This window comes from Paenibacillus sp. FSL H8-0175, assembly GCF_045040615.1.
GTDB classification, from domain to species: domain Bacteria; phylum Bacillota; class Bacilli; order Paenibacillales; family Paenibacillaceae; genus Paenibacillus_AQ; species Paenibacillus_AQ odorifer.
This window is the reverse complement of sequence record NZ_CP150299.1, coordinates 3,708,744-3,725,563: the sequence shown is the minus strand read 5'-3', so window position 1 is coordinate 3,725,563 and position 16,820 is coordinate 3,708,744. Positions and strand designations below refer to the sequence as shown.

Sequence of the window (16,820 nt, the reverse complement as noted above, 5' to 3'; positions counted from 1 at the left end):
TTAAAAACTAACTATTCTAGTTCACTACAAACTCACTGAATCGATTACCGTTATACACGATCTTCAATTCATTCGTATTTGCAATTAACGCGCGCAAGTCAGACTCCGCCGATCCGTATAGAATGGAATCTTTCACTTCTTCCAGTTTAAGCTTGGTGATTTCCGGTTTTGTGGTTAATGTAGCAACGACATCCTCACCCATATATTTACCGATTACTGTCTCACCTACAGAAGCAGCAGCTAAAGACTCCCAGAACTTAAGAGACTCGGTATCTTCTTTGGATATATCTAAACGATTTAGCACTTTCTCTTCTTTGACTTGTCCCGCTGTCGCTAACGCAGCCGTTAATTTATCAGCTACACGAATATAATCCGCACTTTTTGATGCATACTCAACTTGTAACTGGGCGTCGCTCATTTTCGTTTTCTTTACCTGGGTTTCTATCAAATCCGGCCAACGGGCGCCACTTAAATATTGCATGTATTGATATAAATCAAACTGAGGCAACCCATAGTAAGTCTCTCCTGAATCATCCATCTTAGCTCGCTTAACATTTTCTTCTTGCATGTCGGATTTAAGCTCATCAAAGCTTTGGTAAGGGGCGATTCCTCGCTTGTGTGCAATAAATTGCTCCTGCTTGGACATTAGCAATGCTGTCATCGCAGAATTTTTGGCGTATTCAGAGGGGGTTTCATGATTTTTGCCGTATTGATGTGTCCAGAAGCCCTCATCTACTTGGGCCCCATAAGTTCTGAAGAAATAGTCTACCGTTATAGCTCTCTGCTCTTTGACAAAAGATTGAAATTCTTCCTCTGTTACGGCGTATCCATCTACTGTAAATATCCAATTTTCAGGCAGTTCCACCTTTTTGTTAGTTAAGCCCAACATGAGTAAAGCAAGAACAATCAGAGCGGTAAACAAGATAATCACTGTTGGTTTTCGTCTTGTAATCCCCATGACAGCCTCCTCTCCAATATTCAACCTAGCTTTGCATGAAAGCCATGACAGTGAAATTCTTCTCCGTTGCAGGAGAAGTTCCCAAATTTAAATGGTTAGACATTATTGTAAGTTTAGCCACCCCCTAATGTAAGCGCTTATTTAGACTGAATTAGAACAAATTTGACATGTTCAAATTACCACGTTTGGTTGAAAACGCCCTGCTAATCTAGCATGAGCAGTATTATGTAGATATCACCCAGTTGAGAGCCTTGAAAGATTAGCTTTTTGTATAGCTCTATACTAAATTCCAGGAAATAAAAAAGCCGAATGGATTGTTCTCATCCACTCAGCTCATAAGTTTATTTTACAATAATCTGTATCGTATCACTTTCCGTTGTTCCACTTCCATTCATAAACTCACCGCGATAGTGATAGATGCCAGGAGATTTCCCTGAAATTTGTGTAGTGGCCGATTGAGCACTTGGTGTTTGTGAAGATAAAGATTGCGTTTCAATAAGTTCGCCATTTTCATATAATCGATACTGTGTTGCGTTCGTGCCCCACCACATATTAGCAGTAATGTTATAGTCCCCATCTTGATCCCAGTTGTCACTAGACAAAACAGGTTTGCCGGGCTTCGCCTCAGCCACGGTGACGGTGTGTGGATCACATGAAGTCGTTCCATACAAATTCGATAACTCACATGTATACACATAGGTTCCATTCGGCTTTCCTTGAATAGGAATAATGGAAGTCTGGGCGGCTGGCGAAACATCGGCCAGTGACTTCGTTTGGATCAATTGACCATTCTCGTATAACTTATACAGTGAGCCATTGTTTCCCCACCACATATTCATTGTAACCTCATAATTGCCATCATTTATACCTGTCGCAACACCGCTATTATTCGAAAGTATCGGTTTACCTGGCACCCCATTTGCAAGCAATTCCGGGCTAACGGAATGCCGTTCGAACTTGACTGCATCAGCCCTCGTATAAATCATATCGACAGGTAGAGTTGGCGGATCTACCGTTGTCGGAGTAACCCTGGTTAGACGAACGTACTCGCTGCCGTCTCCAGTAAAGTCGAACGTTCCTAGATTAACCCAACCTGATGAGCCGACGGTTGCATCAATATACGTAACTTCGGTAACCGACTGATGCTTCACTTCCACTTTGACATAGTTATCGTTTGCCGTCGTATGGACGAGCTTGTAAATGGAGACCGTATATTTCCCCTCTGGGAACTGGCCTTTCCACGTCGCTGATGAACCTTGAACGGTAGAATAACGGGACTTAACCCCAATTTTGTATCCAGCTAAATTGCTTTGGCTCCAAGATCCTTCTGTCGTGTATAACCCAGTCGTATTCGTGCTGTCGACAATAACCGTTAAGTCCCTGATCGCAATTGTCATAGAAGGTGTTGTTAAGGTCACCCCGTCAATCGTTACAGTGGCCCATACCTCAATATGATCCGTTTCTCCGTCGAGACTTAGAAGGGTCAACATACCGCTACTGTCCACTTCAGCCAGATCGGTTCGATCAACGAAATACTGCACATTTGCCTGTGATAGATCACCAATCAGACCGTTATCCAAATAGCCGGTTACGCTTAGTTGTGCGGTTTGAGTCATTTGCAGTTCACCCCGATCCGACAGGATCACCACAGACTCCAATTGCGGCATACTGTTTGGATCCACCCACATCATCGCATCGGCAACTACCCGTGACTTGTTGGCCTTATTGGTTAATTCGACATATCCGCTATCGCCTGCTGCAAAAGGATAATCTCCCAGGTGCACCCAAGTCCCATTGGCCGTTGTCTCATCAACGGTAACCGTCTCGGAGCCTCCACTATAATAAACGGTAAATGAGGCATTCGTTGCCCAATTTTCACTTGTAGCGGTTATTTGCGGAAGCTTGTAATACACACTGTAAGTAACACTTTCCGGCAGCTCAGGCCGCCATTTAATTCTGCTTGTCGCTGTGCCGGCAGTCGATTTGGCGTACACATAGTTATCATAGTAATAGTCGTTAGCCGTTGTATCCCGTATCCAGACGCCTTCTGTCTCTGCCTCCGTATTATCCACAATGATCGATGAACTCTCCTGCCAATCCGGTTGAACTGGAGTTTCTTGTACTTGATCAGGCAAATAGAGTGTCCGCTTGCGGGTCTGTTTCCCATCCGATTCCACATAATAAGTGAAGGTTTGGGATAAATCGTTTACCCGTATCGACCATTCCATCGGATAGATCGTATCTGGAATGGTTGTATACGTTACTCCGCCATCCAAGGAATAATGGATCGTCGCTGGTTTTGTCGTTTTTGCCTGCACATAAGCATCATAGGCCGTTTCGTCGGGCTTGACGATCAGCATACCTTTAACCGCATCTATTGGACTGTGGATATCGAAGAAATAGCTTGCATCCGATGTATCAGCAGTTCTGACCTGGTGCAGCGGCACATCAATGTTGAGTCCTTCTACAATGATAGCGGTTATTCCCTTGCTTGAAACCGTGGCTTGAATGATTCCGCCACTCATAACCGCTTGCTCTGGTATGCCATTGTCGCGGATGATGGTTACGGTATAATCTTGTGCCGGGTTGAACCCAATGATTTGCGCATTCAATTCGATCGGAGTCTGGACTTCAGCTGACGATTCGTTACTTAACCCGATGTAGAATTTATTCCCGCTCTCTCCCGTTATCCAGTTCAATTGAGGATGGTTGGTCTTGATAATCCCCTTGGGCATCCAGAGCCAAACGTCGGAATTACCGTAAAAATTCCCTGGTTTATTTCCATAGAGGTGATATTTGAACCATAAAAAATTAGTTTCAAAAACAGAAGGAAATGTAATACTACCATTCGATTTCAACGTTTGTTCGCTGATCAAATAATCCATCGTTTGCCCGAGCTGTCCCGGGATATGGTGATAATAGATGGATGTAGCCCCGCTTGGGCCTTCCAGAGGAAACTCTGGCTCAAGTTGGCTAACGGCGAAGCCCTTATAGTAATAACCTGGATAACTAGAATATCGTCCAATAACTGCATTATGAGCAATATCCTGCAGCAGTTTATCACCTGTATAGAGCGACAATCTCAGCATGAATGGAGCTTCCTGAGCATTCATCCGATAATAGCCAGTTGTACTTCCCGCTTCAAACGTCAATCCATTGGGAGAAACAAGCCAACTATCCGCTTGTACGCCTCCGGCTACATCTTCTGGGAGCTTGATCCGAGGATATTGATATTTACCACTTTCCGGCCAATGGAACGACTCCGCGTAATTATACGTCTCAGGCTGCGGAATCGTAACGCTACCTTCAGGAACCGGACGAGCAACGAACATCGTTGCATACCGTTTGGCTTCCTTATAAGCAGCATTCAAGTATTTGGGATCCTGAGTTTCCTCGTAAAGCTCCAAGATCTCCATCCACAGCTTGCTAGAATAATAAATGAACTCATTTTTACTAACATTAACAGATGCAGGCGTATCAATATGCTGCATGATATAGCTGTCGGCTGCATCCTTGGCAGCCTGTAAATACTGCGTATCTCCCGTCATACGATACATCATCAGGGGCTGAATAACAGGACCCCGGTCTTTCTGGTCAGGATCACGTACGAGGTACTCTTCTTGTGCCAGCGCCCCAATTCCTGCCGAAGTACCCATCATCTGATTGACAGCGGTTACGCTTGAAAAATCAAACGGCAAGGTTGCCATTTTCCATAACGACGGCACACCGTATACTGGCTTTTGCGTCGGCGACCAGCCTATACCATTTCGCGATAAGCCATACTGGACGGACGGCAATGCTCTCGTATCGTAGAGCTGGTCATCCCCAGTCAAATAGTAAGCCCCCAAAAGAACCGCATTCGAGCTTGTTCGAACGCTATCCTCGTTTTCGATGTCAATAAAGCCCTTGGCACGGCTCCACCACCCGCTGGGTGACGGGACATAATCAACAGAGTCATCCCCTTGCGGCTCTATCTTAAGTAAATCGATCATATTGAACATCGCGTCAGTAAGCGACTGATCTGATACATTTTCCCGGTATGCAGAATAACCGTACTCTTTGCGAAGAATATCCGCGTAGGACTCATACAATTTGCTTTTTTGAGCGATTAGTCCCATATGAAATTGATAAGTGCTTTCTGCGTTCATTTGCGAATAGGTCCCTAATTGAGGAGCATACAAGATTGGCTGCACGCTGCCTTCGTTGTTGACAAGGCTCATGCCAAGCCTTTGCTTCGTAACGCCTCCCGTCGGTTCAAATTCAACCGGAAGCTCATCCGACGGTACAAATACCCCATATGTCAATGGATTCCCCGAACCGTCATTCTTCTCAATTAGACTCATCGGAGCGCTTAGTTCCCTTAAGCTTGTTGATTCCACTGAACCTACCATTTTGGCGTGTGATCTAAAACCATTTAACACTTCATTGACGTCTGAGATTTGCTCTGTTGTGAAGGACTGATAACCGATTACATAATTGCCATCCTTGCGAGGTGTAAAGGCGAAGGAAACATCAGGTTTGTCCCCTGACATGGACCAGTTCACTTGTAAATCGTAATCGCTTTCATGTGAAGAATCGGTTAATATCGCCGTGTGGCTGTCTGGGAAATTGATCTCGTCGAATGTAATCCAGCGTTTGTTCATCGTATCGTAATAATTGGTTCGACTCCCCGCATTCCCATCCAATAAGACCCATTGTTCTTCAAGTCTTTCCGCCACATTATTGACAGGCACCCAGTTCCCCGTATCCGTATCCTTGTAGAACATATCACGAACGATGGTTTTGCCTTCATCCCAAGCAGCTTCATAAAAAGTAGCCTTATAGCTGGCATTCTCGATGCTACCTTTTTTCGTGTAACTGAGATTCGCCAATGTACGACTGCGCAGCGGAGGCAACGGCGGAGCTTGCTGCCGTATATTCCCTTCAAATTTGACCGCATCGGCCCGCGTAATGATTTTTCCGGTCGTAGGTTGTGTTCGAGTCAGTCTGACAAATTCGCTATCATCACCACTGAAATAATAGGACCCCAAATCAACCCATCCGGCCGATGGCCCCGACGAGGGTCTCAGATCCATAAACATGACATCCGTAATCCCATTGTGAACAATTTCGATTTTAACATTACTGTCTGCTTTATCCGCCCAATCAAGCTTGTTGAATGAAATTTTCGCTGTCCCTGCTTCTAATCGCGGATTCCATGTGATGCTTCTTCCTACTGCATCGGTAAATTTGGAACTGGAATTATTATATCCCTTCACTCCCGTACTTGTAGTCCAATCAGGAGCGGAGAACCCGTTATTTGCGTTATCTACATCAGTGGTGACGACATCATCAATCGTGATGCTTCCATCATCAATGATGATCGTCTTATGAGGCTCTTTTTGCTGAATATTCCCTTCGAACTTGACCGCATCTGCACGAGTAAGTATCGTGCTGGTTGTGCTGGTAGACCGAGTTAATCTAACGAATTCGTTACCAACTCCGGAAAAATAGTACTCTCCCAAATCAACCCATCCCACAGAAGCGCCAAATGAAGGTCTCAAATCCATAAAGAGAACATCCGTCGTTCCATTGTGGACGATTTCAATTTTTACATTGCTATCCGCTTTATCTTCCCAGTTAAGCTTGTATAACGAAATTCTCGCCGTTCCTGCTTCCAATCGTGGATTCCATGATATCGTTCTGCCTGCTGTACTCGTATATTTGGAGCTGGAGTTATCATACCCCTTCACCCCTGTACTTGTGGTCCAATTTGGAGCCGAATATCCGTTGTTCTCGTTACCCACATCAGGTGTCACAACATCATTGATCGTGATGCTCCCGTCATCGATGATAATCGTCTTATACGGTAAGGTCTCTGCATAAGCGGTCCTTATTCCGTCTAGGCTGAAAGGAACTAATATCGTCACGATGAAAACGATTAAGAAAAACAGCTTCCTTTTTATCATACAACTCACAGCCTCCCTTAAGTTGATAACGCTTTCAAAATAATAAAACCCTCCTTTGTTCGAAGATCATAAAGAAGCAATCAGCCGTATTCTTCTGGCTAATCCCGCTCCGTCGTTTTTATCATAGCATGTCACATAACTGTGAAATTTCTTTGATTTCAAGAATTTCTTATAAGATTTTAAGCAAGAAGAAACGACTTTGTCTTCCTTTAAAAAAGAGACCTACATCATAACTGGCCGCTCAACTGCAGTCAGTATGATATAGGTCTTTCAATTGGAGAAAACCTTATGATTAATTATAATGGCGGCTGCACCAATAACAACTTCCCAAGCTGGATCACCGTTTGATCATACCAATCTGGATGCTGTCGAACATGCTCAATACTTCGTTCATTGCCGCATGCCTCAAATACAGCCGCTTTGTCTGTCTTTTCGGTATCGACTTCGAAGCGCACCGTATGTTTCCCGTTTGGGAGCTCCGGCAAGAATACATACTGATTACGATTATGATCGTTGTGTAGTGTGAATCGATCGACAATAAAGGGTTCCCCATCATCCACCGACACCTTCAATCTGCCAGAATCAGGCCCCCCGATATCGAATAACCCGATATGAGTTCCCTCGAACTGCACCGTAATAGCCTCTCCAGGATCGACTGCTCGCCACAGGCCGGGGAACAACCAATTGTACTCGCGTACTAAAGCACAATCATCGGGAGTCATGTAAGACCATCCTGCGGAAAAATCGGTAAGACTATCCAATGACAGCATGCTCGCATATTCCCAAGGATTAGCCGGGACCAACGGATTCTGAGGTAAGTGATGTACTGACCTTCCTGGATGATCCTGAAGTTCTCTAATTTTCTCAAATGACCGGGTGATCGTATCCGTGTAAATCTGATGTCCTTCGGGAATAGTCGGATGGATCGAATCATGTGTAAAAACAACGGCTCCGGAAATGGACACGTCTTCCCTTGAGGTGAAAACGAGTTTTCCCTCCGACACCAAGTGACTGACCGCTACGCCCAGATGAATCGAAGGAATACCGTAATAGTCGGCCACTTCCTCTTGCATTAGAGCCCCCTTCTGGTATTCTCCAGACTGAAATAAGGCCACATCCCGCTCCTTCAGCGTATAAACGAACAGGATATCAGTAAACCGGCTCCGCTTGCGGATCTGACGGACAATCCCTTCGATCCGCGCCTTGGATTCGGGATCTCCGCCATCATTACCGACAAATTCAACAAATACTAGATCAGGTCGATGACGCAGTACATCTGTCTCCAAACGGGCACAGCCCAAATCCGATCCTGTCCCATCAATGCCTGCATTCACAGAGCGGATATCCGCCTTAGGATATTGCTTACGAAGCCAATCCGCCGTCATAACCCTGTAGCCTTCAGAACGTGTATTACTGCCGCCGAAATAGACGATTGTTACGGTATCCCCATTTTCCAATTTTTGAATTATATTGGGGAGCCCTTTACGAGGGAATAATTCCTTCATCGTGACTTCACCTGTCCTCATTTATCGATTTTAGGAGCAAACAATTTTACAGCAAACACTTCAAAATAAGGCGAACCATAAGTTGCGCAGAAATTAATCCGGATTCGGGTTACACCGTTCGCATCTATCTTATGTTTATTCAACGTGAGATAATTTCCATGAGTTATGATTGTCCTCTCGGTTCCGTCTTCTAAGGTCAAGGTCATATCATAATCTTGGATAAGGGACTCAATCGGGTCGTTGAAATGCTCCAAATCCAGCTGCGAATTAAAAACAAGATGGATTTCGTCCAGATTTTTGGGGCTTGCAAAACAGAATTCCAACCATTCCTGTCCTTCCGAATGTTCAGAAATCCAGCCGTTCGGTTGGCCATAAGGTCTGGAGTAGCCATTGACAACATTCTCAGGACTATACATATTCTGAGCTGGCATCAGGTCCTTAAAGCAAATGCTCTTATTGAATTTCTTCAGCCTGGACGGCTCTTCCGGCCTATAGTGGAAGCTGACCGCTCCTGTCAATTTCTCTTCATTACCGTATATGGCAAGGCTCGCCGTGCCCTCCAATATGATGTAGATTTTGTCGTCAGCCGGTTTCTTGCAGTCCAAGTCTAGCGTAATCCAGTCGTCATGACCGGCTGTAATAACCAAGTGGTAGTCTCTCAACTCGCTGGTTGGAATGTAGTTTTCCTTCCATTCCCCGCCAAAAAGCTTCACATGTAGAGTTTCCGAATGCTTGGAGCTATTTTTAATTTTGAACCGTACGCTTTCAGCCACGGATGTCTGAATCGGCAAGACCAAACATAACCCTTTCTCCAAGGAAATCTCTTCGGTTGGATGAAGATTGTCATAGCTGCGCTGAGACGAGGCACGAATAGTTAATCCGTCAGCGAAGTAAGGATCCAATTCCTCTTGAAGGCCTACAATGGTTTGTCCGTCTCGAAGCAATAGCGTCTGCAGCTCCCCCATATGAGCTTCGACTATGGCCGCGGGGTCTACCTCATATTTCGAGCACAACGAAGCAGCCGTTCCAACCGCCTGCCCCATACAACCGCAGGTTGCCATAACCCTTGTAGATCCGAAAGCCACATGGGTAGCACTTATATTGCGACCAGCGAACATGAGATTAGGAATATTTCGTGAATATAAACTGCGGAAAGGGATATTGTACAATCCAGGCACGAAATTCCAAGCTGTAGCCGGTCCCTCATCGTAGATGCCCTTATTAGCATGTAAATCCATATACCATCCACCGACGGATACAGCATCTTCGAAATGCGACTTTGCTGTGAGATCGTTCTGAGACAACATGTGATCCCCAATAAACCGCCTCGACTCCCGCTTTCCCGGGATCGGGCATACATAATCCAAAATGAGATTGTCTACATCATCAAATTCACCGCTATTTTTGAGATAATCCCAAATCCCGTATACCAATTTCCGCAGCTCCAACGCGATATCTTCATTATTTTTGATAATATCCATATGTCCGCCGTATTCCAGCCACCACAATCCGCCAAGCCCGTTGATTTTTCTTGGAAAAGCCCGATGGTTTAAGCCTTTTCTGATACTATCGAAAAAGGCCAACTTCGTAATATCATACGCAAAGCCAGGTCTTTTGTATGGAACGGAATATCCTACGTCACGGGCTTGAAACAGGATCGTATCGCCCATGGTGTAATGGTCCGCCACTTCAGGAGCCAATTCTTCCTTGTATTCATGTTTCGCTTCTCTCCCCCATCGGAAGAGAGCACCTGCCTGATATCCGACAACTCCATCTCCAGAGCAATCGATATAGGTTCGGCTTTCAAAACGGAATTTCCTTTCGGAAGCCAATTGAAGGCCTTCCACCCATTTAATTCTGCCGTCCTCCATGCCCGTCTCATGCACGCATGTATTCAGAAATAGAGAAATGTTAGGCTCAGCATAGACCATATCCAACAAGACCGTATCCGAAAGCGAAAGCATCAGCTTCTTGTTGTATAACGGATTATAGTGGAAAATCTTCAACTTGAGTTCTTCCACCAACCCTCCTTCGCGTGCATAATAGGATGGACTGTTTCCGAGATATGCCGACCCGTTGATATGAACCCTGACCTCGCTGCTCGCATTTCCCCCAAGAACCGGTCGATCATTAATAAGTGACACTTGCAGCCCTTGGCGTGCGGCAGCAATGGCAGCGCATATCCCAGCAATACCTCCGCCGACGACGGTTACATCTCCTTTAATAAGCTCCATTTTGATAACCTCCATGATTAGATCCTTCTATCATGGTAATCCTTTTGCTCCCTTTTTTTTTACATGATTTCGCGAAAAAATCACACATTTTTTGCAACCTTAATTGGATTCATACCGTGTCATTTTTATCCGATATTGCTTAGGAGTATCACCCGTATATTCTTTAAATAATTTGCAAAAATAACCTTCATTCACAATTCCTACTTCCTCACACAATTCCAATATAGAATAATCCTGAACATTTAACAGCTCGAGAGCTAATTGGATTTTTTTACGATTGATGTAGCTGATAACGCCTTCATTCATTGTTTTTTTGAATAAGCTGCTAAAATACGATGGAGCTAAATTCACTTCCTCGGCAATCGCCTCGAGCGTTAATCGCTGTTTCAGATTTTTCTCTATAAACCGCATAGCACTCATGATTTCTATACGATGCAAAAGTTGGCCAGCGTGCACATATTCAAAGGTAAAGTCGCCAATATAGGCAAGCTGCTCCCGAAAAGCTAAAAATTCTATGGGAAACTCTGCTACTTCCGTGGCCAACTTGTTCCCCGATTTAAACTTCACAATAATGTCTCTGTACAAGTCTCTTAACATAGGCGCCATAATGGACTTATGGATTTTATGGTCCGTAACAAATTGGTTCAGATCAGCAAATGCTTTCTCCAGCTCTTCCTTGGAAACCTTTCTTTTCACCCCAGCAAGAAAATCAGCCAATTTCTGCTGAAATTCTTCTTTTCTGTCATTATGGTAATGGAACCGATGCATGGGTGTTTTTACTACTTTCTCTGTATGATAATAGAAATCATCACTCACATTTTGTGCTTCCGTGTAAGCTTGTTTGATGGATTCCCAGCCTCGGTGTGGACCTCCAAAAGCGACGGATACCCTTTGATTCAAATATTGATGCAAATGGGAGACGATCTGCCCCCCCAATGTCTGGCAATCATATTCCGTTTCCAGATCACTACGATTATTTTCCCAGGATAGAAAGCCAATAAACCGATTATCGGATAGATCCGCAGCTACACCACTGCCACCATTCATCACCGTTTCTTCGATTATATTTGTAATCGCATACCTCAATATGTTCTGATCAGACGCTGAATAATCATTTCGGAAACTTTCATACATATTCATTTCGACAATAAAGCAGCGATAGTTGGCTTGAAAGAAATGAAACTGCATACGATTGGCAAAATCTGATGCCCGATGAGAAGGGATTTCGCCTCTGATAAGCTCGTTAAAAAATTGCTTGCGGACTCTATATTTATTTTCAAGCACGGATACGTTTAAAGATTGAAATTCCGCTTCTTTTTTCTTAACTTCATTTAAAATCCCGGCTGCCTTATCTAAAGCTCGATCCAAATCCGCATCTCTGAGCGGAACCTTAACAATGTACTCCAATACGTTGGCTTGAATAGCTCTCTGGGCGTATTCAAAGGATGAATAAGCGGTCAAAAGAATGAATTGGGTATGGGGAAGCTTTGGCTTTAGCTGCTCAATCATGGAAATCCCATCCATTCGCGGCATGACGATATCAGATATTACGATATCCGGCTTAAGCTTTACGATCTCCTCTATCCCCTTCAGCCCATTATTCGCTTTTCCCACTAAATGAAATCGCTTATCCCTAAGGGAGCGCTCGTGAAAAAACAATTCCAATCTCTGAATGATTAGATCTTCATCGTCAACAATGAAGCAGGTGTAGTCTCTCATCATCATGCATCTCCTTTAAACAAGCCTGCTGGGAATAAGGCGCGAACCCGGGTTATTTCCTTAGGTATGCTTATGATTTGGAGCCCGAACTGTTCTCCGTAGTGAAGTCTGATTCGGTCATGAATATTATTTAACCCGATTCTTTTCCTTTTCAATTCCACATCCCCCGGTTCTGAAATTAAAATATGCTTTATTTTATCAGTTGGAATTCCCTCGCCCTGATCAACTACTTCTATGATGACGTTGCCACCCTCCCTGTACGCGTGAATAGTAATAGGGCCTTCGATCCCCCCTCCGTTATAACCATGGAAGATACTATTCTCCACAAGGGGCTGCAACAGCATTCGAAAAACCGGAAAATCTATTAGCCCTGCTTCGATATTTTCGATTAAGTGGAAGTTTCGGTTATAGCGGATGTTCTGGATCGCGATATAGTCTGATACATTTTGCAATTCCTGACGCAGTGATACCTTCTCCGAAGCGTCGGCTATCCCATATTCCAATATTGAAATGAGAGACTCGATCACCACATCTACTTTCTCTATTTGTCCGAGTCGTATGACATTACTGATAGAACCAAGCGTGTTATACAGAAAATGAGGGTTTATTTGAGACTGCAGCACTTGAATTTCCAGCTTTCGTTCAAGTTCGTTATGAAGCTCTGCTCCCCGAATCAGTTCCACAATTTGCTGCAGCATACGATCGAATGCTCGGGAGAGATCTCCAAACTCATCATTTCGGTTAATCGATATTGTAGTTGTGAGGGAGCCTTGCTCCACCCGCTTCATTTTTGTTTTGAGTGCATAGAGCGGGTTCCTTATATATTTGGCAATAAAGAAGGAAACGAACAGACTTAAGAGAAAACCAGCAGCTAGAAGCTCGATATAATAGGTTTCCAATCTGGATAAAGCAGCTTTCAAGCGTGATTCATCGTTGATTGAGATGATGGTCCAGTTGAATTTTTCAGTCGGTTTTTTTAGAAGGGAAACTTGAATCCCCTCCTTGGTGTGCAGTTGAAGGTTTGTTTCTGTAGTATCCAGAATTTCTTCTGCTGACGTTTCACCGATTGAAAAAGTATGATCTTGAACATTCAGGGGGCCTTTATTTTCCGAAAATCCGGCAATGATTTTTCCCGATGCGGTGATTAGAGCCAGATTCATTTGTTCTTTTTTATTAATCTTGAACAAGGTATCTTCAATGGCATTTAGATCTAAATCTACTGCAATGGCCATAGGAAACGGAGCACTGTTCAGATATCGGACCATCGTAACTGTCCAGCCGGAATATTTAGATTTGTAAGGATCACTGACAAATGTAATCCTTCTATTCTTGTCAGCTGCATCAAACAATGGTTCTCTTTCAGCTAAAGGTTCATCAAATATTCGGGTAGGTGTACTTCCGCCTAGAATAGATAAATCGTTTTTGATCAAATAAATATTACTGACGTAATTACTGTTGAGTTCATAGAGCTCTCTTAATTGCTTTTTAATCACGTCCGGATTGTCAATGTTGGCTTTCACCGATGACTCGACCGAGAACAGCATCGTCTGGAAGGAGGAAAAATTAACTGTGAAATACTGATCAATCTTATCAAGTATTTGGTTGGTGTAATAAATGTCAGAGGTTCTTATTTCCTTTTGGACATAACGATAAGACAATTGGCTTATCAAGATTATGCAGCTTAATACAAATGCAAACACGATAAAAAAAAGTTTTAAAGGCAAGCTGATTCTTCTTCGCATCGATCATCTTCCTTTTAAATCTGTAATATACAAATAATAGCATATGATAAGAAGAAACGCCTTCGGCGTCCTTTTTAAGGACGATAAGCGTTTCTTCGAAAAATAGAAGGATAAAGTATAAAGTAAAACTTATACTTTCTTATATTTCAATAAAGAGAGGGGCTAATTATAGCCGCTCTCTTCGTTTGATTTACTTGATTAAGCCTGCTTCTTTAAATTGCTTGATTACTGAATCTTTATACTTCTGCATGTCAAACTTAGTTTCCAATGTATTAAGGAAATTGTCCCAGTTCGAAAGAGGCTCTTTGCCAGTCATAAATTTGACCAAGCTTTCATTAATGTAGCGTTGGCGGTCAGCAGCCAATGAATCGTTCGGGTCTTCAGTCAATAAATTCCCGGGCAACGTAGCCGCCACGTATTTCTGATTGTTCTCAAAAGCTTCTGCCGTCTTAGGATTCTGGAAGCTGAAGTACTCAGCATCATCACCACGACGCGGCATTCTATAATGATCGACCCATAAGTACTTTTCTTTCATTTCCTTTGATAATTCGGAGGTTTTATTTTTGATCTTGCCGTCTACCAAATCCCAATGAATCCCTTTAATTCCGTATGCAAAATTCGGATATGCGTCTTTGTCGGTAAAGAGATAATTCAGCATGGACAAGATCCGAATGATTTTGTCCTTATCCGCTTTCTTGGATATGGCCCATGAATTGCCTTGGAACGATTTTCTCTCTACAATTTGATCACCATAAGGACCTGTCATTGGAGGAATGACGATCCATTCCGGCACCTCTCCACTGATTTCTTTCATTTTTTGCTGATAATCTGGTTCCAGCCTGCGGGCATCTCTTATCATAAAGCCAACTTTACCCTTAAATAACTTTTGGTCCAATAAATCGGGAGTATTCATCGTCACCCAGTCTGGATCTACAACTTTAGCTTCCATCATTTTATTGATATAAGCGAGTGCTTCTTTCATTTTTGGGTCGGTAAACAGGAACACTGGTTCATTGTCTTTCACATCAATGGCTGAGGGAGGATTGACTCCAAACATCCACATCAAACTATCGAAGCCATAGGTTTGCAGATTGCCTTCTTTATTCATACCGCCTATGAATCCGTACGTATCATTTTTACCATTGCCGTCCGGGTCTTTCTCTGTAAAGGCTTTCATAACTTCAAATAGCTCGTCAGGTGTTGTTGGCACTTCCATATTCAGCTTTTTCAGCCAATCATTACGGATAAAGAAGCTTCGACTAATACCGTTTACGTTATCATAACCTGGAACCCCAATGGTTTTTCCCTGATAGGACATCGCCTCCCAGGAGTCGTTGCTAAAACGTTTCTGCAGTTCAGGGAATTGATCCAGATACGGTGTCAAATCTGCAAGAACGCCTTGGTCATAATATTGCGCGAGATCAGCCCGGCTCTTTAAAAAGATCAAATCTGGAATATCTCCGCCAGCAATGAGCGTATTTAATTTAGTCGTTGCTTGCCCTGATTGAGGAATCATCATTTCCAAGTCGATATTTACTGCTTTCTCCAACATTTGGCGTTGGATATCTTCTTCACGGGGAGGAATCGGAGCAGCAGCATTGAAAGTTCCTTGGTTAAACATCGAAATTTTCAATTTGGTTTCAAAGGGACTAGACTGGCCTTGTGAATTACCCGAAGCTGTCGATGTAACCTCTTTTTGTTCCCCACAGCCTGACAATACTGTTCCCACACCGACCATTGCTGTCAGAATAGCAAATGTAATCGCTTTACGTTGCATAATGACCTCTCCTTTGCTTCTATATTATCACGGTTTCCCCGTAACAACTCAGGTTGGAATATCTTTTTAACCTTTAACCGATCCCAAGAGCACACCTTTGGTAAAATGCTTTTGCATAAATGGGTAAACGATCAAAATCGGAACTGTAGTTACGACAACTGCTGCCATTTGTATAGCGAACGTACTAACAGCTCCGGTATTGGCAAGCGAATCAGCACTTTGTGTTGCGACGTTAAGCAGGATGTTGCGCAAGATCACTTGAAGCGGCATTAAGTTGGAATCATTGATATAAACAATAGCATCGAAGTAACTGTTCCAATGCCCGACTGCGTAAAATAAAGAAATTGTGGAAAGGACGGGCAAGGACAGAGGTAAAATGATCCGCCATAACGACTGAAGTTCACTTGCACCGTCTACCCTCGCTGATTCCTCGATTTCAGCAGGCAATTGCTCGAAAAAGCCTTTAATGATCACCAGATTAAATGCACTAATGAGATTTGGAATAATCAGTACCCACGGACTGTTTAGCAATCCCAGAGAGCGGACTAGTAAATAAGTCGGAATTAATCCTCCCCCAAACATCATGGTAAAGACAATGAATAGTAAAAATGGGCTGCGACCCGGCAAATATTTTTTGGATAACGGATATGCCGCGATTACCGTAAAGAACACATTGAGAGCAGTGCCTACAATCGTTCGAAACAATGTGATTTTATACGCCTGCCCAATACCATGAGAAATGAATACTTCTTTATAGGCTAGAAAGGTAAAGGTTTCTGGTATAATAACAATTCCTCTTCTTAGCACTTCCGATTCTGGCGTTACTGAAACAGCAACCACATATAGAAAGGGTAGTAAGCAAAGTAGAGCTAGCAAAATAAGAATAAAATAAACGAATGCTTGCCAGACCTTTTCTCCGATTGTCAAATTGATCATT

Annotated in this window: 8 protein-coding genes; all 8 read right to left on the bottom strand. The window is 43.4% G+C overall.

Annotated elements, in window-relative coordinates; translation table 11 throughout:
* Nucleotides 1-16 precede the first annotated feature (16 nt).
* Nucleotides 17-958 carry a hypothetical protein gene (locus MHH46_RS16500; RefSeq protein ID WP_076190269.1) on the bottom strand — a complete coding sequence of 314 codons (942 nt, stop codon included), beginning with the start codon at nucleotides 956-958 and terminating at the stop codon, nucleotides 17-19.
* A gap of 341 nt (nucleotides 959-1,299) precedes the next feature.
* Nucleotides 1,300-6,906 (bottom strand): hypothetical protein, encoded by a 5,607-nt coding sequence (locus MHH46_RS16495; protein WP_076190270.1) that lies wholly within the window; start codon nucleotides 6,904-6,906, stop codon nucleotides 1,300-1,302.
* A gap of 296 nt (nucleotides 6,907-7,202) precedes the next feature.
* Nucleotides 7,203-8,411, bottom strand: coding sequence for an SGNH/GDSL hydrolase family protein (locus MHH46_RS16490; protein ID WP_076190271.1), 1,209 nt, complete (start codon nucleotides 8,409-8,411; stop codon nucleotides 7,203-7,205).
* A gap of 17 nt (nucleotides 8,412-8,428) precedes the next feature.
* Nucleotides 8,429-10,660, bottom strand: coding sequence for an FAD-dependent oxidoreductase (locus MHH46_RS16485; protein WP_076190272.1), 2,232 nt, complete (start codon nucleotides 10,658-10,660; stop codon nucleotides 8,429-8,431).
* Nucleotides 10,661-10,744: 84 nt separating this feature from the next.
* Complete coding sequence (locus MHH46_RS16480) at nucleotides 10,745-12,364, bottom strand: response regulator (protein ID WP_256717170.1); 1,620 nt, start codon at nucleotides 12,362-12,364, stop codon at nucleotides 10,745-10,747.
* 2 nt (nucleotides 12,365-12,366) lie between these two features.
* The gene (locus MHH46_RS16475; RefSeq protein WP_405132499.1) at nucleotides 12,367-14,034 is read right to left on the bottom strand and encodes a histidine kinase; all 1,668 of its coding nucleotides are present in this window, start codon (nucleotides 14,032-14,034) and stop codon (nucleotides 12,367-12,369) included.
* Nucleotides 14,035-14,296: 262 nt separating this feature from the next.
* Nucleotides 14,297-15,883, bottom strand: coding sequence for an extracellular solute-binding protein (locus MHH46_RS16470; protein WP_076190275.1), 1,587 nt, complete (start codon nucleotides 15,881-15,883; stop codon nucleotides 14,297-14,299).
* Nucleotides 15,884-15,949: 66 nt separating this feature from the next.
* Nucleotides 15,950-16,819 (bottom strand): carbohydrate ABC transporter permease, encoded by an 870-nt coding sequence (locus tag MHH46_RS16465; RefSeq protein ID WP_036677077.1) that lies wholly within the window; start codon nucleotides 16,817-16,819, stop codon nucleotides 15,950-15,952.
* Nucleotide 16,820 lies beyond the last annotated feature (1 nt).

Excerpts from the sequence above, each read along its gene's own strand:
- MHH46_RS16500 (WP_076190269.1), bottom strand. The coding sequence starts at position 958 with ATGGGGATTACAAGACGAAAACCAACAGTGATTATCTTGTTTACCGCT.
- MHH46_RS16495 (WP_076190270.1), bottom strand. The coding sequence starts at position 6,906 with ATGATAAAAAGGAAGCTGTTTTTCTTAATCGTTTTCATCGTGACGATA.
- MHH46_RS16490 (WP_076190271.1), bottom strand. The coding sequence starts at position 8,411 with ATGAAGGAATTATTCCCTCGTAAAGGGCTCCCCAATATAATTCAAAAA.
- MHH46_RS16485 (WP_076190272.1), bottom strand. The coding sequence starts at position 10,660 with ATGGAGGTTATCAAAATGGAGCTTATTAAAGGAGATGTAACCGTCGTC.
- MHH46_RS16480 (WP_256717170.1), bottom strand. The coding sequence starts at position 12,364 with ATGAGAGACTACACCTGCTTCATTGTTGACGATGAAGATCTAATCATT.
- MHH46_RS16470 (WP_076190275.1), bottom strand. The coding sequence starts at position 15,883 with ATGCAACGTAAAGCGATTACATTTGCTATTCTGACAGCAATGGTCGGT.
- MHH46_RS16465 (WP_036677077.1), bottom strand. The coding sequence starts at position 16,819 with ATGATCAATTTGACAATCGGAGAAAAGGTCTGGCAAGCATTCGTTTAT.